This is a genomic window from Pseudomonas sp. GL_103 (assembly GCF_057835175.1).
Map to the genome: position 1 here is coordinate 3,797,289 of NZ_CM174420.1, position 20,551 is coordinate 3,817,839.

19 protein-coding genes are annotated in these 20,551 nt (G+C 59.7%); 6 read left to right on the forward strand and 13 right to left on the reverse strand.

Annotated elements, in window-relative coordinates; translation table 11 throughout:
• Positions 1 to 40: 40 nt before the first annotated feature.
• The 5 genes from tssC to AC3IP0_RS17030 form a co-directional block, all read right to left on the reverse strand.
• Positions 41 to 1,579 (reverse strand): type VI secretion system contractile sheath large subunit, encoded by a 1,539-nt coding sequence (tssC, locus tag AC3IP0_RS17010; RefSeq protein WP_489325423.1) that lies wholly within the window; start codon positions 1,577 to 1,579, stop codon positions 41 to 43.
• A gap of 34 nt (positions 1,580 to 1,613) precedes the next feature.
• On the reverse strand, positions 1,614 to 2,117 hold the full coding sequence (gene tssB, locus AC3IP0_RS17015; RefSeq protein WP_489316265.1) for a type VI secretion system contractile sheath small subunit: 504 nt from the start codon (positions 2,115 to 2,117) through the stop codon (positions 1,614 to 1,616).
• Between the two features lie 479 nt (positions 2,118 to 2,596).
• Positions 2,597 to 3,415, reverse strand: coding sequence for a polyphosphate kinase 2 (gene ppk2 / locus AC3IP0_RS17020; protein ID WP_489316266.1), 819 nt, complete (start codon positions 3,413 to 3,415; stop codon positions 2,597 to 2,599).
• Positions 3,416 to 3,473: 58 nt separating this feature from the next.
• Complete coding sequence (locus tag AC3IP0_RS17025) at positions 3,474 to 5,195, reverse strand: SulP family inorganic anion transporter (RefSeq protein ID WP_489316267.1); 1,722 nt, start codon at positions 5,193 to 5,195, stop codon at positions 3,474 to 3,476.
• A 44-nt stretch (positions 5,196 to 5,239) separates the two neighbouring features.
• The gene (locus AC3IP0_RS17030; protein ID WP_489316268.1) at positions 5,240 to 5,476 is read right to left on the reverse strand and encodes a hypothetical protein; all 237 of its coding nucleotides are present in this window, start codon (positions 5,474 to 5,476) and stop codon (positions 5,240 to 5,242) included.
• Positions 5,477 to 5,586: 110 nt separating this feature from the next.
• On the opposite strand from AC3IP0_RS17030, the gene AC3IP0_RS17035 reads away from it, so the two are divergent.
• Both AC3IP0_RS17035 and AC3IP0_RS17040 read left to right on the forward strand, forming a co-directional pair.
• Entirely contained in the window at positions 5,587 to 6,039 is a 453-nt protein-coding gene (locus AC3IP0_RS17035) for a hypothetical protein (protein WP_150725423.1), read from the forward strand.
• 280 nt (positions 6,040 to 6,319) lie between these two features.
• On the forward strand, positions 6,320 to 7,267 hold the full coding sequence (locus AC3IP0_RS17040; RefSeq protein ID WP_489325425.1) for a helix-turn-helix transcriptional regulator: 948 nt from the start codon (positions 6,320 to 6,322) through the stop codon (positions 7,265 to 7,267).
• A 113-nt stretch (positions 7,268 to 7,380) separates the two neighbouring features.
• On the opposite strand, the gene AC3IP0_RS17045 is transcribed toward AC3IP0_RS17040, so the two are convergent.
• The 3 genes from AC3IP0_RS17045 to AC3IP0_RS17055 all read right to left on the reverse strand — a co-directional run bounded on the left by AC3IP0_RS17045 (position 7,381) and on the right by AC3IP0_RS17055 (position 10,628).
• Positions 7,381 to 9,300 carry a tyrosine-protein phosphatase gene (locus AC3IP0_RS17045; RefSeq protein WP_489325426.1) on the reverse strand — a complete coding sequence of 640 codons (1,920 nt, stop codon included), beginning with the start codon at positions 9,298 to 9,300 and terminating at the stop codon, positions 7,381 to 7,383.
• A 272-nt stretch (positions 9,301 to 9,572) separates the two neighbouring features.
• The gene (locus AC3IP0_RS17050; protein WP_489325427.1) at positions 9,573 to 10,058 is read right to left on the reverse strand and encodes a hypothetical protein; all 486 of its coding nucleotides are present in this window, start codon (positions 10,056 to 10,058) and stop codon (positions 9,573 to 9,575) included.
• A 120-nt stretch (positions 10,059 to 10,178) separates the two neighbouring features.
• Entirely contained in the window at positions 10,179 to 10,628 is a 450-nt protein-coding gene (locus AC3IP0_RS17055) for an anti-virulence regulator CigR family protein (protein ID WP_489316272.1), read from the reverse strand.
• A 320-nt stretch (positions 10,629 to 10,948) separates the two neighbouring features.
• Here AC3IP0_RS17055 and AC3IP0_RS17060 point away from each other — a divergent pair, with 320 nt between their 5' ends.
• Positions 10,949 to 11,185, forward strand: a complete 237-nt coding sequence (locus tag AC3IP0_RS17060) for a hypothetical protein (protein ID WP_489316273.1) — start codon at positions 10,949 to 10,951, stop codon at positions 11,183 to 11,185.
• A 190-nt stretch (positions 11,186 to 11,375) separates the two neighbouring features.
• The gene (locus AC3IP0_RS17065) at positions 11,376 to 12,113 is read left to right on the forward strand and encodes a hypothetical protein (RefSeq protein WP_489316274.1); all 738 of its coding nucleotides are present in this window, start codon (positions 11,376 to 11,378) and stop codon (positions 12,111 to 12,113) included.
• A 33-nt stretch (positions 12,114 to 12,146) separates the two neighbouring features.
• On the opposite strand, the gene AC3IP0_RS17070 is transcribed toward AC3IP0_RS17065, so the two are convergent.
• Complete coding sequence (locus AC3IP0_RS17070; protein WP_489325429.1) at positions 12,147 to 12,950, reverse strand: hypothetical protein; 804 nt, start codon at positions 12,948 to 12,950, stop codon at positions 12,147 to 12,149.
• A gap of 394 nt (positions 12,951 to 13,344) precedes the next feature.
• On the opposite strand from AC3IP0_RS17070, the gene AC3IP0_RS17075 reads away from it, so the two are divergent.
• Positions 13,345 to 14,052, forward strand: coding sequence for a CatB-related O-acetyltransferase (locus AC3IP0_RS17075; RefSeq protein ID WP_489325430.1), 708 nt, complete (start codon positions 13,345 to 13,347; stop codon positions 14,050 to 14,052).
• Positions 14,053 to 14,180: 128 nt separating this feature from the next.
• Here AC3IP0_RS17075 and AC3IP0_RS17080 read toward each other — a convergent pair whose 3' ends face one another.
• From AC3IP0_RS17080 to AC3IP0_RS17095, 4 genes are all read right to left on the reverse strand, one after another.
• The gene (locus AC3IP0_RS17080) at positions 14,181 to 14,729 is read right to left on the reverse strand and encodes a cupin domain-containing protein (protein WP_046042404.1); all 549 of its coding nucleotides are present in this window, start codon (positions 14,727 to 14,729) and stop codon (positions 14,181 to 14,183) included.
• 317 nt (positions 14,730 to 15,046) lie between these two features.
• The gene (locus AC3IP0_RS17085) at positions 15,047 to 16,330 is read right to left on the reverse strand and encodes an NAD(P)/FAD-dependent oxidoreductase (protein ID WP_489325431.1); all 1,284 of its coding nucleotides are present in this window, start codon (positions 16,328 to 16,330) and stop codon (positions 15,047 to 15,049) included.
• A gap of 51 nt (positions 16,331 to 16,381) precedes the next feature.
• A complete protein-coding gene (locus AC3IP0_RS17090) occupies positions 16,382 to 17,872 on the reverse strand; it encodes an aldehyde dehydrogenase (RefSeq protein WP_489316278.1) in 1,491 nt (496 codons plus the stop codon).
• Positions 17,873 to 18,069: 197 nt separating this feature from the next.
• Positions 18,070 to 19,446, reverse strand: coding sequence for a glutamine synthetase family protein (locus AC3IP0_RS17095; protein ID WP_477777934.1), 1,377 nt, complete (start codon positions 19,444 to 19,446; stop codon positions 18,070 to 18,072).
• 281 nt (positions 19,447 to 19,727) lie between these two features.
• On the opposite strand from AC3IP0_RS17095, the gene AC3IP0_RS17100 reads away from it, so the two are divergent.
• Positions 19,728 to 20,489, forward strand: coding sequence for a gamma-glutamyl-gamma-aminobutyrate hydrolase family protein (locus tag AC3IP0_RS17100; protein WP_489325433.1), 762 nt, complete (start codon positions 19,728 to 19,730; stop codon positions 20,487 to 20,489).
• The last annotated feature ends 62 nt before the right edge of the window (positions 20,490 to 20,551 follow it).

A 20,551-nucleotide genomic window follows, 5' to 3' on the forward strand; every position in this document is an offset into this window, starting at 1 on the left:
AGATCCTATCCCTACGAAATGGCGTGGATGTGAAAAGGACTCAGGCTTTCGCCTTGGGCATCTGCGAAACCAGCGACAGGTTGACGTCCATGCCTTCCACCTGGAAATGCGGCACGGCATACAACTTGACGCGGAAGAAACCCGGGTTGTCCTCGATGTCTTCGACGGTGACCCGGCCAGCCCGCAACGGGTGCGAAGCCTGCAGCGAGTCGCCCGGATCGTTCATCTCGGTGACCAGCCCGCTGACCCACTTGTTCAACTCCAGCTCCAACAAACGGCGATCCTTGGTGGTGCCGATGTTTTCGCGCTGGATCAGCTTCAGGTAATGGGCAATGCGCGACAGCAGGAATATGTATGGCAGTCGCGCATTGATCCGGCTGTTGGCGGTGGCCTCCGGGGTGTCGTACAACGCCGGTTTCTGCGCGGAGTTGGCCGAGAAGAAGCACGCGTAGTCACGGTTCTTGTAGTACGAAAGCGGGATGAAACCGAGGTTGGCGAACTCGAACTCGCGTGTTTCGGGAATCATCACTTCCGAAGGGATCTTCACCTGATTGCCAGTGCCCAGGTCGTACAAGTGGATCGGCAGGTCGGTGACCGCGCCACCCGACTGCGGACCGCGGATCTGCACGCACCAGCCGTTGGCGATGAAGCTCTTGACCATGTTGGCAGCGAAGGCGAACGAGGCGTTGGTCCACAGGTATTTGTCGTGGTCCGGTCCCTTGACGCTTTCGATGTAGTTGAAGCTGCGCACCGGAACGGTGTCCGGGCCATACGGCAGGCGGCCCAGCACACGGGGCATGAGCAAACCGATGTATCGCGCATCATCGCTGTCGCGGAACGCTTTCCACTTGAGGTATTCGGCACGGTCAAAGTAGTTGCCGATGTCCTTGATCGCGGCGACTTCTTCCATCGAACGCTTGCCAAAGAAGGCCGGGCCGACGGCGCCAATGAAAGGCATGTGCGCGGCTGCCGAGACTTTGGAGATGTTGCGCAGCAAGGCAATGTCTTGCGGGCTGCGGTCGAATTCGAAGTTGGAAATGGCAGCGGCGATCGGCTCACCGCCCGGTGTGTCGTACTCCTGGGTGTAGGTATGCATGTACAGACCGCTTTGCGCGATCTCCGGTGCATCCTCGAAATCCTGGACCAGGTGATCCTTGCTGATATCCAGCAATTCGATCCGCACGTTCTGGCGGAAATCGGTCTGATCGATCAACGATTTCACACCGCGCCAGGTGGACTCGACCCGCTGGAAATCCGGGTGATGCATCACAGCGTCCAATTGGCGGCTGATTTGCGCATCCAGCGATGCGATATGTTCATCCAGCAGTGTCCTGTCCAGACGCCGGACCTTGCGCGAAGACTGCTTTATCAACTTCAGGAAAACACTGACCGCAGCGGTAACACGCTCATCGACAGAAACGTCCGACAGTGCCTCGGAGCTTTGAAACATTTCAATCTCGCCCAACGCTTTTACCGGATTGAGATTGATCTTGCCAAACAGTGCGCCATACACACCCTGGCTTTCTTCAGGCAACACCGTAGTGCCACGCGATTGCGTGTGAGAATGTTCGATAGACATTGTGAAAACTTCCTTTTAAACAGACCGAGGTTAATTAACGAACGGCTTGCGGAGCCAATGCAGCCAACTCGCCTCGCAGTTCGTCAGTCAGTGCCTCGTCCATGAGGATTCGCTCCAGCTCCAGACGAAACCTGGCATTGTCCAGAAGGTTGGACTTGAGGTCGCGCAGCAGGTTGCGCATTGCCAGCAGTGCGCGCAGTTGCGGAACTTGCCGGGCCACCTGCTCTGGCTCGAAATCCTTCATGCTCTGGAAACCCAGAACGACCTCCGCTTCGCTGGCATCCTCCACCAGGGTATTGGCCACCGCCAGCTTGAGCTCGGGAGAAAATTCGGCCAGTACGCTATCGAAGTTGTTCTTGTCGATGGCGACTTTGCTTCTCTCGGATAAAGGGCGCTGTTCCTTGCCGTTACTGTAGTCGCCCATCACCATCAACTTGAGCGGCAATTCGGTTTTTTTCTGGGCATCGCCAGTATGCAAATCGAGTTTGATGTTGATTCGTGCCTTTGGCACTTCGTTTTGAAAACTACCAGAAGCCATAAATCCTCCTTGGATATTTGTAACTGCATGCACAGTTACAAATAATCAACTACAAAAATCTGGTTCAGCCATTGCATTGACATATCCAGATAAACTAACAGCCATCGCTCGCGACCTTGTCTCGGCCGCAAAAAAATGAACCTTTTGAAGTGAAAGTGCAATTAATGAAACAAAAGCTTAAAACTTTCAGGAGGCAATGGTGAACTATCGTACGAAGTCATACTACCCACGACAAGCATATAAAGACCAAACGCACACCGCACCGGGAACTTACTCTCACTATAAAAAGTAATTTCCCTACGCCATACAAGAAACGTCCTACAAATAGCCTGTTAGCGTGCTTTGAAGGCGACCCAATGCAGTCGCGGTGAAACCAGTCGATACGGTTTTCCAGGAAAACCACGGGGGGGGGGGTGGGATGTCAGGACTGCCTGCGCCCGATCCAGGACCGGGAACAGGTAGCACAGACCAGGCAGACTTCAGAATTTCTCTGCGATGTACTTGAACGGATAGTTCGGATCCCGATAGTTGCCGGGACTTTGGCGCTTGGGCAGCGTCACTTTCGCCCGCGGCACTTCCACATAGGGAATGCTGCTCAGCACATCGCTGATGATGTTCAGTCGCGCCCGTCGCTTGTCATTCGAGTTGGCGACCCGCCACGGGGCGAAGTCTGTATCGGTAGCCTCGAACATGTCGTCCCGGGCACGGGAGTAGTCGTACCAGCGGTTATAGGACTTGAGGTCCATGGGTGACAGCTTCCAGATTTTGCGCCCGTCGGTGATACGCTCCTTGAGGCGTCGGGTCTGCTCTTCCTGGCTCACTTCGAGCCAGTACTTGATCAGGATGATTCCCGATTCCACTAGTGCCTGCTCGACGCGCGGCACCGAGGTGAGAAAATTGCGCACCTGTTCTTCGCTGCAAAAGCCCATGACCCGCTCGACTCCGGCGCGGTTGTACCAGCTGCGATCGAAGATCACCACTTCGCCAGCCGCCGGCAGGTGCGGCAGATAACGCTGCACATACATCTGGCTTTTTTCCCGCTCGGTCGGCGCCGGCAGCGCCATTACCCGGAACACCCGCGGACTGACCCGCTCGGTGAGCGCCTTGATGGTCCCGCCCTTGCCAGCGCCATCGCGGCCCTCGAAGATGATGCAAACCTTCGCGCCCGTGTGCTGCACCCACTCCTGCAGCTTGACCATCTCGACATGCAGCCGCGCCAGTTCCTCGAGATACAGCTTGTTCTTGAGCTTGCCGCTTTCTACCGGTTTGCTTTTGCTTGCCGCCTTCTTCTTCGCCATGCCCGTTAACTCCTTCAATGCGTCACATAGCGTCCGGAGTGCCTCCGGCCGCGTTCATTCAGCGTCGACTGCGCTGATAATGTTCAACCGCCTGTTCCAGGTTCAAGAACATGCGCGCCTCGCCCAGCGCATGGCCCAGGGGGGCCTTGATGACCATTTCCCATACGCTCGGGCTCATGCCCACCAGCCACAATGAAATGCCTTTCTCCTGCAGTTGCTGTTCCGCCCCGGTGAGCATTTTCAGCGCGGTGTATTCCAGGTCGAACACGCTGCGCAGGTCCAGGACCACGACCTTGGGTGTCGCCTCGTCGATCAGCGGCCGGATCTTGTCGGCGATGCGCTCGGCATTGGCGAAGAACACCCGCCCTTCGGGCCTGAGCAACAGCAGCCCGTCAAAGTGTTCGTCATCGATGTGCTCGGCGGACTGCGGTCGGTACACATTGGTGCCAGGCTTGCGTCCCAGGACATGTACGGGCGGGTCCGAGACCTGATAGGCCAAGGCCAGCAACGAGACGATAATCGCCACGACGATCCCTTGCAGCGTGCCCAGCAGTATCACGCCGATCATGGCCACCACGGCCCAGGCAAATTCGGTACGGCGAACCGACAGGATCTCGCGAAATTCCGTCGGCTCGATCAGGCCCACCGAATACACGATCACCACGGCGGCGAGCGTGGCGTTGGGCATCAGGCCAATGAGCGGCGCCAGCAGCAGGCACGTGCCCAGTGCCAGTGCGGCGGTGACCAGTGCGGCCAGTTGCGAACGGGCGCCGGCCAGGCGGTTCACCGCCGTCTGGGTGGTGCCGCCACCGGCGACCATGGCCCCGAGAAACGCGCCACCGATGTTGGCAACGCCGGTGGCCAGCAGCTCCCGGTTCGGTAGTGGCGCGGGCTCGTCACTGCGGGCGAACGCGCGCCCCGCCGCGATGGTTTCGGTGAAACTCATCAGCGCGATACCCATCGCCGAGGACCACAGGGTCTCGGCCATCGACCATACCGGCAGGGTCGGCGCGGGCAACCCGATCGGCACCACGCCGACGGCGGATACACCAAAGCGCTCCAGGCCAAACAGGCTCATGCCGATGATGCCAAGCGCCACCGCAATCAAGGGTGCGGGCAGTCGTGGTGTAAATCGTTTCATGCCCACCAGCAGCAGGACCATGAACACACCGACCGCCACGGTCGGCAGCGAGGCATGGCCGACGCTCTGGACCGTGGCCACCAGGTTGTGCAGGAAGCCACCTTTGTCGATGTGAGTGCCCAGCAGTTTGGGCAACTGGTCGAGCACGATGACCACGCCGATGCCGGCCTTGAAACCCACCAGTACCGGCTCGGAAATGAAATTGGCGACGAAGCCCAGGCGCAGCAGCCCCGCGACAATCAGGATCGCGCCCACCATCAGGGCCAGCGTGGCGGAACCGGCGAGCAAGGTCGCCGCATCGCCATCGGGGCTGAGCTGGCCCAACGCGGAGCCAGCAAGAATGGCCAGGGTGGTCGTGGTGCTGACGCTAAGCGGGCGCGATGTGCCGAGCACGGCATAGATCACCATCGGCACCAGCACCGTGTACAGCCCGACCTGCACCGGCAGGCCGGCAATGGTGGCGTACGCCAGCGCCTTGGGAATGACCACGGCCGCTGCCGTCAACCCGGCGACCACATCGCTGCGCAGCCAGTCTGGCCGGTAGCTGCCGAGCCACTCCGGGATCAACAGGCTGCGCAAGGTTCTCCGCTGTGGAGCGCCTGCAATCCGCTCTTGCGGATGGCTGCCTTGTTGATTCATCAGTCACTCCAGTGGAAAATTTTCCATGCGGATGATGAGTGGGCTCAACTGACCGCACAATCCTTTAACTGCACGCGCAGCCATTGCAAACCCTCATCGGCATCAAAGCGCGTGTGCCAGCAGGCGATCAGCTCAGGCTCGGGAAATTCAAAGGGTGGGGCATGGCAACTGAGGTTGAATACACCGGCAAACGTCCGGGCAATCGGGCTCGGTAGATTACAAATGTAGCCGGTTTGCGCGGCGATGAAGGGATTCGTTGATGCAGGCTCGAAAACATCCATCACGTCCTTCCTGAAAGGGAAAACCTCGTATGGACGACGTCATGAAAGCGATAAATGAGCTATACCCGCTAATTCTCCCCATTGCAGTTCTTCAACTCAGGAGTTTGGCAATGAAGCTCAAAACCTCACTGGCAGCACTTATGGTTGCGGCAAGCCTTTTCGGCTGCACCACTTCATCGACCCACGGCGTGAACGTCAACCTGGTCGCCACCCGGCAAAACGCCGGTCAGATCGGCACCGTCACCTTGACCGACTGGGACAAGAAAACCGGGCTCAGTTTCTTCATCAGCGGTGCTCCAATGGGGGTTACCCTGCCCCTGCGCCTTTACTCGTTCATCAATAACGGCACCTGCCAGCAACCCGGGTCAGTCGCCTACGCGATGAACGACACCGTCAACACCGAAGCCCAACCCGTACGCGGCTGGTCTTTTACCAGAACCGCGCCTGTGCCGTTGCAAACCCTGCTCGACGGCAAGTATTCGGTGGTCGTGCGAACGGCTTCAACCGATGGCAACGTCGATATCTTTTGCGGGGATATCAAGGCAACAGAGCCGGTGAAATAGCCGCGGCCGATTCAGGTTGGCCCACGCCCGAGTACCGCTCGCGCCACCGGTTGTCCGGTGCGAGCGGTGGCGTCGGATGGACGGAAACGGGGCCGGCGGCAACAACCGGTAACAAACCTGTCATTACTCACTGATAACGTCCAAGCGCTTTCCCGAACCGCATCCGCTCGATCTCCGATCGCCCAGTTCCCTGTACCAGGGCTTTGCCCATCCGCTCAAGGTGCCACTTCAGGTGTACGCAAGCACGACGCGCAAGCAAATCATCATCAGGTCCGACGACATGAGCTGCGACGACTTTGGCGCGTTGTTCTCGAACCTGTTCGGCAACCTCTATTCCGACTCTCCACCGCTGCCGAAAAACATCATCATCGGCGGGGTCTACGGCCGGCACGAAGGTGTCAGTTTTCGGCGCATGCACTATCGCGGTGACTTCACGGTGGCTTTTCCCGCCCCCCTTGATGAAATCACGTTCGTCATCCCCACCGCCGGCAAGATCATTTTCAACCACGTCACCGAGTCGGTCGGTTTCGCCCGGATCGGCCTGGCGATCGACAAGGCCGAAGTCCGCTCGGCGCGCTTTGTCGACAACCACGCACAGCACGGGATTTCGATCAGCCGCCGGCTGATCACCGAGCGCCTGTCGACACTGCTGGGCAAACCTATCCTGCAAAAAGTGCATTTCGAGCCGTTGGTGGACCTGAATGTGTCGGCCTTGCAGGGCATCCGGGCGTTGATTGAACTGGCCACGGGCACCGAGTTCGACCTGCTGATCAACACCGGTTCGCTGATGCCTTCGCGCCTTCGCGAAATGCTGGTCGATGCGGTGCTGGAAGCCTGGCCGCACAACTTCACCGAAGCCCTCCGGCGCCCTTCCCCACTGATAGCGCCGCGACATGTGAAGCTGGCCGTCGAGTACATTCAGGAGCACCCCGACCACCTGGCCAGCGGCACCGAGCTGGCGCAATTGACCAACGTCAGCCTGCGCGCATTGCAGGAAGGTTTTCAGCGTTTCATGGGCACTTCGATCGTTGCCTATCAGCGCCAGGTACGCCTGGAGCGCGCCTTTGCCGCGCTGTCCCAGGGGGTGTCGCCATCGGTGACAGACGTGGCCTTGCAACACGGCTTCAGCAATGTCGGCCGGTTTTGCCAGTATTTCCAGAGTGCCTACGGCATCAGTCCCGCAGACGTGAGAAAGGGCCTGCGAACGCGGCCAATGGCGATCAATTGAGAAATTGTGGGAGCGAGCCTGCTCGCGAAGGCGGAGTGACATTCAACATCTACGTCGACTGACACGGCCTCTTCGCGAGCAAGCCCGCTCCCACAGATTGCCTTAACTGACCGTCAGAACAGATAACTGGCCTTCAGCCCGCCATTGAAACCGTGGCTGTCGCCGCCACCACTGGCGCCGATTTCCGCCCCCACGCTCCACGGACCAAGATTGGCCATGACGTTGACGCCACCGGTGAACTGGTCACGGTTTTCGAAGGCGGCTTGCTGTTCGATGTCCAGGCCCAGCAGTTGCCCTTCGCTGTCGACTTCAGGGTCGCCCAAGACATGCTCGTAGCCCACTTGCACCCCCGGCACCACTTGCCAGGCACCCAGGCTGACAGGTGCAAAGGATGCGTTGAGGTTGGCCACCGCGCTCTTGCGGGTCTCGTGGATGCCGTCGACGTCCAGGGCCAGTTCGCTGCCTTTTTCCTGGAAGCCCGACAGGTTGACGTGGCTGATCCGCACGCCGAGGCTCGGCTCGAGGGTCACGCCGTTCACCGGCACACGGTAACCGAGCGCCAGGGTCGCGCCGGTGAGGTTGCCATGGCTGTCGCCCTTGGCCGTGCCCAGACCGCCGCCGAGTTCGCGCTTGCTCTCGTAATCGAGGTAGCCGGCGCTGGCATCGGCATCCACAAACAGGCCGCGCTCCAGACCGTTCGGAGCAAAGCGTGCGCCGACGCTGAAGAAGGTCAGGTCGGTATCGGCCTCGCCACCTGCACCACCGACATTGCCGCTGCTGTAGCCGAAGCCGGCATGGGCACTGAGCTGTTCGGAAAAGCGCTGGGTCAGGCCAATCATCATGCCCTGGCTATGCTCGTTGCTGCTGGAGGCCTGGGACGAACCATCGGTGCCCAGATACCCCGCCAGGGCAGTGCTCCACAGGCGATATTGCCCGGCCTTGAGGTCGATGCCGCTGGTGAACGGCGCGGCGGCCTGCTCGATCATCGCGCCCTGGCGCAGCAGGTAGCTGGCGGCGTCGGCGTGCACCTGACCGCCGACGGTGGACTCCACACCCCCGAGGCTGCGGGCATCGATGGCCGACTGCAGGTAGTAGTTGTAGGCGCTGTAGGTGCCCGACAGGTTGCTGTTCTGCAGTTGCTGCAACAACTGCGCGCCGGCCGCGGCGTTGCCGGCCAGGTCCGCCGCGCCCGGCAGGCTGTTGTAGAACACCATCTTGCCGCGCAGCACGTAGATGGTTTCCTGGGACAGGCCGAGGCCTTCCTTGAGGTAGTTATCCATCGTGCCGTATTGCGCGGTCACCTCGTCCAGGCCGGCTTGCAGGTAACTGGCCTCCACACCGATCAGCGGCCCATAGATGGTCGCCAGGCTCGGTGGCAAGGCCGCCATGGTCGCCTTGATGCGAGCGGCGGTGTAGTCGTTGGTCGCCAGGTAGTTGCTCATGATGGTGGCATCGTCGACCCCGGCGATGCTTTGCAGCACAGCGGCGGTCCAGCCCGTGCGGTCCTTGCCGGCGGTGCAATGGAACAGCGCGGCGCCATCAACCGTGGCCAGCTCATTGAACAGCTGGTTGAACTCACTGCGCATCCCAGGGTTGCGGACGAAATCACGGTTGGTGTCCTGCATCATGGCAGTGGCTTCAGCGGCGCTGTGGAACGCGATGTTGGTGACGTTCGCACCCGACGTGGAGCCGCCGATGATGTCGATGTTGGTGTACGTCGCACCCGTGAGCATCTTGTCGGGCGTGGCGGCGATCTCGCTGGGCGTGCGCAGGTCGTAGACCGCCTTGATGCCCTGGCCGTTGAGGGTCGCCAGATCCGCCGCCGACGGCGTCAGCGCGTTGGAGCGGTAAAACACCCCGCCACGCATGGTGCCGTCATTGCCGGTGGAATACGCGGTGGTGAGACCGGCGACATCGCGGAAATTGTCGATGCTCTTCAGGCGTGGGGTGTTGAGGGGGACAGTCTCGGCAGCCTGGGCGGCAGCGATGGACAGGCTCAAAACAGACAGCGAACACACAAGTCGTTGGAACACAGTGCAGCCTCATTGAAATCGCGTTGGGCTGACTAATATCTACATTGAAATGGCGCTGAACATGACAAATCGCCTGCAAACGCAAATCACTGCGCGATGTGTCCAGCTGGCTCGTTTTCTGTCCGTGTAATGCCCGTTGTGCGGCCAAGGTTGTGAGTGATGACTGGCGGGGAACAAGATGCGCGGTGGTCGGCGATCAATTTCCAGGCATAAAAAAACCCGCCTTCCAGCGGGTTTTTTTACTTTTCAGAAACCGATCTGGCGTCGCGAACTCAATGGGTTTTTTTCGAGCTCGACAGCCCGTTTTTACTCAAGCCTTTGGTGTTGTGCTCACCCGGCGTCGAGGCCGAAATAGCCCTGGCCTTGGAGATGCCGCGGGTATCGGAGTGGGCGAGGCCTGAGGTCGTGGTGCCATGACCGTTATCATCATTGCGCTCACTACCGTAGTGGTTCCCGCTCAGGCCACGGTCGCGCACGGACTTGCCGGCATGGTCGCTGTCCAGTCCGTTGCCGCGGCCGTTACTGCCGGAGTGGCCTGAGCCGGCGTGTCCGCCACCCATACCGCCGCCGTGGCCTGCGCCATTTCCACCACCATTTCCACCACCATTTCCGCCGCCGTTTCCACCTCCGCCACCGCCACCGCCGTCCTTCGCGTATGCGGAACCCATGATCGACAGGCCATCAGGGAGTAACGGGGCGGCTGCAAGCATCATGGCGCATGACATTACAGCAACGAGACTCTTGTTTTTAAAAAGCATGATTGCTTCCGTAGGAGGTTGATATCGCGTGACGTATGACGCGATATCCCTCCAACAGTTCAAGTACCACGACAGACGGATTGAACACCTTGAATCAGCGGGAAGGCTACCTTCCACAGGTTAATCAAACGCACCGTCGAGAATTTCATAGACAAGCCCGGTGGCCAGCGCAACCAGGATCAGGTCCGTACCGACTTGCTGCCATTCGTAGCCATCATAGTGGGGCAGCCTGCCGACCAGTCGGCCATCGAGCTTTTTGGCGATGCCGGGTGGAAGTGGCTTGCCTCGGGCAAGGTTCTTTTGAATACCCGGTGGCAAATCGGGCCCGGGGCTCCAGTAGCCGGTATTCACGCCAATGATCTCGAGTACGCTGCTGCGGTTGATGCTCGGGCCATTGCTCCAGTCCCCGCCGCCGCCGGAATTCTTGTTCTTGTTGCCATGACCGCCCTGGTTGCCATGGTTGACCTTCCCGTTGCCCTGGCCGTTACCGGGATCGGCCAGGGCAGTCACCGAGCCGTAGACCAGAGTCAAACAGGTAACAGCTGCAATCAATGATCGAGTCCTGAACATGATTCATTCCTTCGTGGTGGGGAATAGTCCCTGAAATTTAGACTTTATAGACGAAGTTGGTTCCATCGAGCCACCATCTGTCATCCACCCCTGCTGAGCGCCCAGATACTCGCCGCAACCTTCTTCGATGTGAATCCACGCTTGATACGTCGCAGATACTTCAATGCGTGGTGCTGTTTCCCGATTGTTACCTCAGCGCCGCAGTTGTCACTTCTGCGCTGCCGAACTGGCCAATAGAGTATGGCCGTCGGTGTCGAACAGGGTCGTCGACTTGTCGGCCCGCGCTGGCACCGATCCCCCCATCACGGAAGAGGTGAATCATGAGTTTCGTCAAAGTGGAAAAAAACCAGAGCAGCGCCCCGTCGGATGTCGACATGAAAAAAGCCATGGTCGAGTCGGGCGGCAAGCCGGGCGAGGTCACCGGGACCAATGCCGCCCGCACCCTGACCTACACCGGCGTGGTCAATCACACGGTGTACGAGAACAAGCTGATCGAGATCGCCAAGGGCAAACGCACCAGCTGGAACTTCGTCTGGGCCGATGCCAAGGCCGCCTGAGGTCAAGGCGGGGCGGCCGATCGGCTGCCCCGCTGACTCAGCCCCTGATACAACCCCGATACCCGCTTGTAACACCACGACACTTAGCCGCCCTGCCCCTCGCCCCTAGAGTGAAGCCGTCAATGGACTGCTGCGCCAGGCGCCAGCAACCCATTGATTGTCCAACACACCACCAAGGAAGAGGGAAACCATGAGCAAATCAATCGCTGTCAGCCAACAGAGCCAGCAGCTTCACAATGATGTGCAAGAAGCCGTCAAGTCGATCATGGGTGCAACGCAACTGAAGGCGGCAGATTACGGCCGGGTACTGAGGTCAGCCCTGGCAGCTTCGCAAAAAACCGTCACCATCGAAATCGCCGCCGGCGACCTGTCGCAGCTGAAGAAGTCCGGCTACAAGCTGTGCTTTGCCAAGAAGGTGGGTGACGCCGACTACAACGTGGTCTGGCAGTCCTATGACGCTTACCTGAGTAACAACGAGTTCAGCTGGACGCCTCAATATCAACTGTTTGCGTCCAACCTGTTCAAGGCAAATGTGCAGGTCAAAGTCTCGACCAACATCGTCAATATCGGCCTGGGGCAAACATCGACACTCGATGAGCACGGTCTGCTGAGTTCGGCGGTTACCGGGGGGCCGAACATTTCCATGACCTTTGTAAACGACTACGCCCCCATCCATCCGGGTATCAACCAGCTATCTACCGGCATTGATGGCACTCAGGTCAGCACCCCCATTTACGTTGCGGTGGATCAGGTGGTCACCGGTGAAACCGTGCTGACGCCGGTGGAAACCATCCTCGTGTGGTTCGAACAGAACGTACAGACCAGCACCATGTTCAGTACCTCACGCTCCAAGGCGATCGAAATCGACTTGACGTTCGATAACACCGCAGGTCGCCTTTACGAAGGCGGTCAGTGGAAAACCGTGTAACCGTCATGCCGGGGCAACCTTGCGGTTGCCCTTTCACTCCTCTTTGCCCGCCGTGGCGAAGTAGCCCGTCAGCGAGCGACAGATCGACTGCGCGAGGTCCTCCTGGGTGGCGATGCCATAGGGTCGATCACGATCGAACTGCGCCGACCAGCGAATCCGCCCCTGCGCCACATCCACCAGGCGCAATGACGCTCGCACCCGCGAAGGCTCGACCCGCACGCTGCCCTCCAGGCAATAGCTGTAACGCCCGCCACGCTTGAAGTCCGGTACCGGCTCGCTGCTGCGTGCCACCCGCATCAACACATGATTGGTCCCGGTCTGCGTCTGCTCGAACGACTCGAACAGTCGGCAGCTCAACTCCTCGCACAAGCCCCGGGTAAAATCATCGCCATCGCGGGTGAGGCAGGTAAACGGCTGGATCTGGACCACAGGATGGCGAGTGCCGACGCCCTTGGGCCGCAGCCGCTGATAGGTCAAGCGATAACACCCGGGTGGAATGCACAAACGCACCGGGTCCTGCTGGCCGTTGCCGGCGTAATGCGCTGCGAGCTTGCGCCGCAAGCGCCCCACCTGCACTCGCACCACCGGATCGTCGCCCGTGCAATACACTGCCGGGTCACGACGAAACACCGCGATGCCGATGGCGTGTTCGGTCAGCGGCGTTTTGCAAGCCTGAAGGTCGTGCTCGACCAGAAAGCGCAATAGGCTGCCCATGCGCCTGGACTTGGCAAACAACGGGCTGACCAGCAACAGCGCCAGCACCCGCTCGATTTCTTCCCGATCGAGCGGCTCGGGAACCCCCGCCGCAGTCGGATCGGCCATGCTTTTGATCACCATCGCCTGCCTCCGTGCAGGTTGCCGACAGGAATGGATGTCGCACTCCGTGATAACCCTTGCAGCGTGAGCAGGAATGGGGCTCGGGCACTGCAACGACCAAGCGTAGCAGCCGTGTTGATATCGGCAGGCAATTGCGATGGTAGCAACCCGCCATCCGACGAACGTTCAATCTTGACGTCTGAAAAATTTGTAGGACTTGCCCCTTTGTGGCGAGGGTGCTTGCTCCCTCACCACAGGGGCATTTAGCGTCCTACAGGCCGGTTGCAGAAGCCATCAGCAGACTGTTTTTTAATAACGTCTAAAAAATTCATCTCCCCCGCCGATTCATTTAGACTCGGCTGTTGGCTCATGGGGCCAGGCCCTGCCCTGTAACGGATATCCAAGACAGCCTTTCATGAAAAAAATAATCAGTTATTTGCGAAATAGTTACTGGAAAAGATGGATTCGCAAACACAAATGCAAAGTGGCGGGCGGTTTATTGTCACTGCACAAAAGAACGTCACTGACCATAGAAGAAGGCGTGACCCTTGGGAATGTGGTCATAGAGTCGAAAAAGCTGGAAATCGGTGCCCATACCTATATCCGCAGTGACTGCTTCCTTTCGGCGGTCTCATCCATTGGCAGGTTTTGTTCCATCAGTAGCAGCTGTTTTATCGGCCAGCAAAAGAGCTCGCATCCGTTGGACTGGCTCAGTTCACATCCCTTCCAATATACCGACACGGCGCTGGTTTACGACCCGGAGGTTGCGGACATCACGATTGGGCATGACGTCTGGATCGGCCATAGCGCGATGATCCTGGAAGGCGTGACCATAGGCACTGGCGCTGTCATCGCAACCCGCGCCCTGGTTGCCCATGACGTGCCACCGTACGCCATTGTTGCCGGCACCCCGGCAAAAGTCGTCAAGTATCGGCACACACCCGAGTTGATTGAGGCGCTGATCAACAGCAAGTGGTGGGATGTCGATGTCGAGGTACTCAAGACATTACCGCTCAATGATCCGCAAGCCACTTTGTCTCTGTTGGCCACCCTGCAGAAAGAAAACCGCGCCGACTACCAACAGATCGAGATAACCCGCAAAGGGTGCAGTGTTTCGTCTTGAGCCGCGGGAATGACCAACGCTGCACTTCAAGATGCCTGGCAGTCACCAGATTCGAATGATAAAAAAACCCGCATCAGATGCGGGTTTTAACGACTGGCTCCTGATGAACCCTGTCCGCAAAGCGGTTATCAGAAGTTCGCCGGTGTGTTGGCACTGATGATTTCCGCCTCATCTGCCCCGATATTGCGAAACCGGTGCGGCAAGGTCGTCGGGAAGTAATAGCCATCCCCGGCGTTGAGCACGCTCACCTGGCCATCCACGGTCAACTCCACGGTACCCCGGGTCACCAACCCACACTCCTCGCCTTCGGAATGCACGATCGGCTCTTCGCCGGAGCTTGCGCCCGGTGCGTATTGCTCGCGCAGCAAGCGCATCTGCCGGCTTGGCACGGACGCGCCGATCAGCAGCAGGCGCAGGCCGTGGCGGCCGAGGTCGGGCTGTTCGTTGGCGCGGAAGACGTACTGGTGCTCGCGCGGTGGCTGATCGAAGGTGAAGAAGTCGGCCAGGGACATGGGGATGCCCTCCAGCAATTTCTTCAGGGAGCTGACGGAAGGACTGACCCGATTCTGTTCGATCAGGGAGATGGTTGCATTGGTGACGCCGCTACGCCGGGCCAGCTCGCGCTGGGACATTTTGTAGCTTTCGCGTACTAATTTGAGTCGTGAGCCCGTGTCCATGACAGCCTTATGTGCGTGCTACTTAAGGGTAATGGGGGTGGAGTGCAGGCGCGGATCACGCCGTTTTCCGGTCCCGGAAACGTGAAAGGCGGCTATTAAATCACGTTTGTTCGTAATGCTCAGCAGGTTCGATAAACGGCAGAAAAAAACGATCTGTGGGAGCGAGCCTGCTCGCGAAAGCGGTGTGTCAGGCGACATCCTTTTTGGCTGATATGGCCTCTTCGCGAGCAGGCTCGCTCCCACAGGGGACCGCGGTGTTTCTGGTATTAAAAAAACCGGCGACACCCTTTGGGGAGATGCCGCCGGCGAGGTAAAGCTTAGATGCCGAAACGGTCACGCAGCGAGTAGTACACGGCGCCGAGGGCGGTCAACGGGGCCGAGAAGGTGCGCCCGCCGATCATCGGCATGTGCGGCAGCGAGGCAAACGCGTCGAAGCGCTCGGCGTCGCCACGGATCATTTCCGAGATCAGTTTGCCGGCCAGGTGCGAACAGGTGACGCCGTGGCCGCTGTAGCCCTGCATGTAGTAGGCGTTTTTCTCGATACGGCCGAATTGCGGCATGCGCGACATGGTCAGCAGGAAGTTGCCGGTCCAGCGGTAGTCGATCTTCACGTCCTTCAATTGCGGGAAGGTCTTGAGGATTTTCGGGCGGATCAGTTGTTCGATGTCGTCCGGCTCGCGCGCACCGTAGACCACGCCACCGCCGTACAGCAGGCGGTTGTCGGCGGTCAGGCGGTAGTAGTCGAGCAGGTAGTTGCAGTCTTCGACGCAGTAGTTGTTCTTGATCAGGCTGCGGGCCTGCTGCTCCGACAGCGGCTCGGTGACGACGATCTGCGAACCGCACGGCATGCTCTTGCTGGTCACGCGGTTGTCCAGGCCCTGCGGCAGGTAGGCGTTACCGGCGATCAGCAGGTACTTGGCCTTCACCAGGCCTTTTGCCGTGCGCACGGTGATGGGCTCGCCGTAGGTGATTTCCACCGCCGCCGATTGCTCGTAGATCTTGCCGCCCAGGCCGATGATGGCCGAAGCCTCGCCGAGTGCCAGGTTCAGCGGGTGAATGTGGCCGCCCTGCATGTCCAGCAGGCCGCCGACGTAGGCATCGGAACCGACTTCGCGTTTGATGTCGGCCGCGTCGAGCATCTTCAGGTTCTTGTTGCCGTAGCGTTCCCAGCTCTTCTTCTGCTCGGCCAGGCCCTTGAGCTGCTTCTTGTTCATCGCCGCGAAGATACCGCCGGGACGGTAATCGCACTGGATGTCGTAGTGCTGTATGCGCTGACGGATGATGTCGGCGCCTTCGAAAATCATGCTGCCGAGGATTTCGGCAGTCTTGTCGCCGTAGCGCTCTTCGATGACATCGACGTCGCGGCTGTAGGAGTTGACCAGTTGGCCGCCGTTGCGACCGCTGGCGCCGAAACCGACCTTGGCCGCTTCGAGCACGGTCACGCTGTAGCCCGCTTCGGCGAGGAACAGGGCCGAGGACAGGCCGGTGTAGCCGGCGCCGATCACGCAGACGTCGCAGTCCACCGCCCCTTCCAGCACCGGGAAATCGCCGGTGAAGTTGCGGGTGGCGGCGTAGTAGCTATTCACATGTGTCTGTTTCATACGTTTCTCCGATGGCCGCCGACAGAGCCGGCGACCGCCGCTTTATTGTTATTAGAGCTTGATCCAGGTCGCCTTGAGTTCGGTGTACTTGTCGAACGCGTGCAGCGATTTGTCCCGACCGTTACCCGACTGCTTGAACCCGCCGAACGGCGCGGTCATATCGCCGCCGTCGTACTGGTTGACCCAGACGCTGCCGGCACGCAGGCCGCGGGCGAAGGTGTGGGCCTTGCTCAGGTTGCTGGTCCATACACCGGCGGCCAGGCCGAAGATGCTGTCGTTGGCAATCGCCAGGGCTTCATCGAAGGTGTCGAAGGTGATGACCGACAGCACCGGGCCGAAGATTTCTTCCCGGGCGATGGTCATGGCGTTGGTCACGCCGTCGAAAATCGTCGGTTCCACGTACTGGCCACCGGTGTCTTCGAGGGTGCGACTGCCGCCGGCGATCAGTTGGGCGCCCTGCTCTTTGCCGATGCCGATGTAACGCAGCACGTTATCCAGTTGACGCTGGTCGACGACCGCACCAACGGTGGTCGCAGGATCCAGCGCGTGGCCCGGTTTCCAGGCTTGCAGGGCTTCCACCAACAATGGAATGAACTGCTCGCGGATCGAACGCTCCACCAGCAGGCGCGAACCGGCGGTGCAGACTTCGCCCTGGTTGAAGGCGATGCCGCTGGCCGCTGCCTGTGCTGCCGCGCGCAAATCCGGCGCGTCGGCGAATACCACGTTCGGGCTCTTGCCACCGGCTTCGGCCCAAACGCGTTTCATGTTGCTCTGCCCGGCGTAGATCATCAGTTGCTTGGCAATTGCCGTGGAGCCGGTGAAGGCCAGCACGTCGACGTCCATGTGCAACGCCAGCGCCTTGCCAACGGTGTGGCCGTAGCCCGGCAGGACGTTGAACACGCCTTTCGGGATGCCGGCATCCAGCGCCAGCTGCGCGATGCGGATCGCGGTCAGCGGGGATTTTTCCGAAGGCTTGAGGATGAACGAGTTGCCCATCGCCAGGGCCGGGGCGAATTTCCAGCTGGCCATGATCAGCGGGAAGTTCCACGGCACGATGGCCGCGACCACGCCGACCGCTTCGCGCGTCACCAAGCCAAGCTGATCGCGGGGCGTGGCGGCAACTTCGTCGTAGATCTTGTCGATGGCTTCGGCGGTCCAGCGGATTGCGTTGGCGGTCGCCGGAATGTCGATGCTCATGGAGTCGCTGATCGGCTTGCCCATGTCGAGGGTTTCGAGCAGGGCCAGTTCTTCCTGGTTGGCCAGGATCAGATCGGCGAAACGGATCAGGATGCGCTTGCGCTCGGCCGGGGCGAGGTTGGCCCATACGCCGGATTCGAAGGTGCGGCGCGCGACGGCGACCGCGGCATTGGCGTCGGCTTCGTCGGTGCTGGCGACGTTCGCCAGGAAACGACCGTCCACGGGGCTGATGCATTCGAACGTGGCGCCGCTGGCGGCTGCGCAGTACTGGCCGTCAATGAATGCGCGACCTTCAATAGAGAGGGACTGGAAGCGTTGCTCCCAGTCGCTGCGAGTGTTTGTCATGGTTGTGACTCGACGCAGGGGAATAGGTGATCGTCGGGCCGAATGCCCTCAATCAAAAACTTGAAACCCGATCCCTGTAGGAGCTGCCGAAGGCTGCGATCTTTTGATCTTGAAAGCAAAAGTCAAAAGATCGCAGCCTTCGGCAGCTCCTACAGGGGTAGTCACCCGCCATCAAGGGTGTGGCGGGTAGCTGCCAATCAGACCGTGTGCAAGTACCAGTTGTACTCAAGGTCCGAGATGGAGTTCTCGAACTCGGCCAGCTCGCTTTCCTTGCACGCCACGAACACGTCGATGTACAGCGGGTCGATGTACTTGGCCATGACTTCGCTGTCGTCCAGCTCGCGCAGTGCGTCGCGCAGGTTGTTCGGCAGGCTCTGCTCGTTCTGCTCGTAGCTGTTGCCTTCCACCGGGGCGCCCGGTTCGATCTGGTTGGTCAGGCCGTGGTGCACGCCGGCCAGCACCGAAGCCATCAACAGGTACGGGTTGGCATCGGCGCCCGCTACACGGTGTTCGATGCGCACCGAGTCTGGCGAACCGGTCGGCACACGTACCGCTACGGTGCGGTTGTCGATGCCCCAGCTCGGCGAGTTCGGTACATAGAACTGCGCGCCGAAACGACGGTACGAGTTGACGTTCGGGCAAAGGAACGCCATCTGCGCCGGCAGGGTCTCGAGCACACCGCCGATCGCGTGTCGCAGCGCGGCGTTCTGCTCGGGATCCTCGCTGGCAAAGATGTTGTTGCCTTCTTTGTCGAGAATCGAAATGTGCACGTGCAGACCGTTGCCCGCCTGGCCCGGATATGGCTTGGCCATGAAGGTGGTGTCCATCTCGTGGTCGTAGGCGATGTTCTTCACCAGACGCTTGAGCAGGACCGCGTAGTCGCACGCCTTGATCGGGTCAGCCACGTGGTGCAGGTTGACTTCGAATTGCGCCGGGGCGCTTTCCTTGACGATGGCGTCAGCCGGGATGCCCTGCTCTTTCGCGCCTTCGAGGATGTCCTGCAGGCAATCGACGTATTCGTCGAGGTCGTCGATCAGGTACACCTGGGTCGACATCGGACGCTTGCCGGATACCGGCGAACGTGGCGATTGCGGACGACCGTTCACGTTGTCCTGGTCGATCAGGTAGAACTCCAGTTCGAACGCAGCGCAGATGGTCAGGCCCATTTCGTCGAACTTGCGCACCACATTGGCCAGCACTTCACGCGGGTCGGCGAAGAATGGCTCGCCTTCGAGTTCGTGCATGGTCATCAGCAGTTGCGCAGTCGGGCGCTTCTGCCATGGCTCGATGCTCAGGGTTCCGGGGATCGGGTAGCAGATCCGGTCGGAGTCGCCGATGTCCAGACCCAGGCCGGTGCTTTCCACCGTGGAACCATTGATGTCCAGAGCAAACAGGGACGCCGGCAGGTTAATGCCTTTCTCGTAAACCTTATGAAGACTGGTGCGCTCGATGCGCTTGCCGCGCACCACACCGTTCATATCCGCAATCAGAAGGTCGACGTACAAAACCTCAGGATATTTCTTAAGGAATGCGTTTGCTTCGTTGAGTTGAACGGTACGCAGAGGGACCGACATGTTGCACCTATTTAGCTGTTAATTATTATGTTCACTGCCCTTTCACGAGCCCAGTCAATCCGAAAGGCAAAGTGAAGTCAATAGCGAACACCTGGCCGTTCAGCGTTTATTTTCGGGCACTTCCGAGGCACGAGAGTGCCAGATACTCCCAAAAACACCCGTTAATCCTGAAGATCGGACGTGCGGCGTTTAGAATTTTTTACATGAGAGTTGTTAATTAAAATCAACAAGGCTAAGCTCCAGAAAAGCTCGTTCAAGTGTGAAACTTCGAGGTGATAAAAATGGCATTCAAGCCATTGATCGGCGTTACTGCATGCGTCAAACAGATTGGCCTGCACCCCTACCACATCAGCGGTGACAAGTACTTGCGTGCTGTCAGCGTTGCGGCGCTGGGGCTGCCTGTCGTTATTCCTTCCTTAGGCGACCTGACCGAAATCGATGACCTGCTGCCGCAGCTCGACGGTCTGTTGCTGACCGGCTCGCCGTCGAACGTGGAACCCTTCCACTATCAAGGCCCCGACAGCGCCCCCGGCACGGATCACGATCCGGCGCGGGATGCCACCACCCTTCCCCTGATCCGTGCCGCTATTGCAGCGGGCGTGCCGGTGCTCGGCATCTGCCGTGGCTTCCAGGAGATGAACGTGGCGTTCGGTGGCAGCCTGCATCAGAAGGTCCATGAACTGCCTGGCTTCCTCGACCATCGTGAGGCCGACCACCCGGACCTGGCCGTGCAATACGCTCCCGCTCACGGGGTGAATGTGCAGCCGGGCGGCGTGTTCGAAGCGCTGGACCTGCCTGCGGTGTTCCAGGTCAATTCGATTCACAGCCAGGGCATCGACCGCCTCGCGCCCGGCCTGCACGCCGAAGCCGTCGCGCCCGATGGCCTGATCGAGGCGATCTCGGTCGAACACAGCGAGGCCTTCGCCCTCGGTGTGCAATGGCACCCGGAATGGCAGGTGCTGAACAACCCTCCTTATCTGAGTATTTTCCAGGCGTTCGGCGAAGCCTGCCGGCAACGGGCGGCACTGCGTCACTCGAGCTGACGAACTGATACCCACATTCAACGATTAACTGCCCAACGCGAGCGGGCAGGCGCTTTTGCGTG

What these genes read in the sequence shown, in the direction of transcription:
- tssC (WP_489325423.1), bottom strand. Translation starts at nt 1,579, where the DNA reads ATGTCTATCGAACATTCTCACACGCAATCGCGTGGCACTACGGTGTTG.
- tssB (WP_489316265.1), bottom strand. Translation starts at nt 2,117, where the DNA reads ATGGCTTCTGGTAGTTTTCAAAACGAAGTGCCAAAGGCACGAATCAAC.
- ppk2 (WP_489316266.1), bottom strand. Translation starts at nt 3,415, where the DNA reads ATGGCGAAGAAGAAGGCGGCAAGCAAAAGCAAACCGGTAGAAAGCGGC.
- AC3IP0_RS17025 (WP_489316267.1), bottom strand. Translation starts at nt 5,195, where the DNA reads ATGAATCAACAAGGCAGCCATCCGCAAGAGCGGATTGCAGGCGCTCCA.
- AC3IP0_RS17030 (WP_489316268.1), bottom strand. Translation starts at nt 5,476, where the DNA reads ATGGATGTTTTCGAGCCTGCATCAACGAATCCCTTCATCGCCGCGCAA.
- AC3IP0_RS17035 (WP_150725423.1), top strand. Translation starts at nt 5,587, where the DNA reads ATGAAGCTCAAAACCTCACTGGCAGCACTTATGGTTGCGGCAAGCCTT.
- AC3IP0_RS17040 (WP_489325425.1), top strand. Translation starts at nt 6,320, where the DNA reads ATGAGCTGCGACGACTTTGGCGCGTTGTTCTCGAACCTGTTCGGCAAC.
- AC3IP0_RS17050 (WP_489325427.1), bottom strand. Translation starts at nt 10,058, where the DNA reads ATGCTTTTTAAAAACAAGAGTCTCGTTGCTGTAATGTCATGCGCCATG.
- AC3IP0_RS17055 (WP_489316272.1), bottom strand. Translation starts at nt 10,628, where the DNA reads ATGTTCAGGACTCGATCATTGATTGCAGCTGTTACCTGTTTGACTCTG.
- AC3IP0_RS17060 (WP_489316273.1), top strand. Translation starts at nt 10,949, where the DNA reads ATGAGTTTCGTCAAAGTGGAAAAAAACCAGAGCAGCGCCCCGTCGGAT.
- AC3IP0_RS17065 (WP_489316274.1), top strand. Translation starts at nt 11,376, where the DNA reads ATGAGCAAATCAATCGCTGTCAGCCAACAGAGCCAGCAGCTTCACAAT.
- AC3IP0_RS17070 (WP_489325429.1), bottom strand. Translation starts at nt 12,950, where the DNA reads ATGGTGATCAAAAGCATGGCCGATCCGACTGCGGCGGGGGTTCCCGAG.
- AC3IP0_RS17075 (WP_489325430.1), top strand. Translation starts at nt 13,345, where the DNA reads ATGAAAAAAATAATCAGTTATTTGCGAAATAGTTACTGGAAAAGATGG.
- AC3IP0_RS17080 (WP_046042404.1), bottom strand. Translation starts at nt 14,729, where the DNA reads ATGGACACGGGCTCACGACTCAAATTAGTACGCGAAAGCTACAAAATG.
- AC3IP0_RS17085 (WP_489325431.1), bottom strand. Translation starts at nt 16,330, where the DNA reads ATGAAACAGACACATGTGAATAGCTACTACGCCGCCACCCGCAACTTC.
- AC3IP0_RS17090 (WP_489316278.1), bottom strand. Translation starts at nt 17,872, where the DNA reads ATGACAAACACTCGCAGCGACTGGGAGCAACGCTTCCAGTCCCTCTCT.
- AC3IP0_RS17095 (WP_477777934.1), bottom strand. Translation starts at nt 19,446, where the DNA reads ATGTCGGTCCCTCTGCGTACCGTTCAACTCAACGAAGCAAACGCATTC.
- AC3IP0_RS17100 (WP_489325433.1), top strand. Translation starts at nt 19,728, where the DNA reads ATGGCATTCAAGCCATTGATCGGCGTTACTGCATGCGTCAAACAGATT.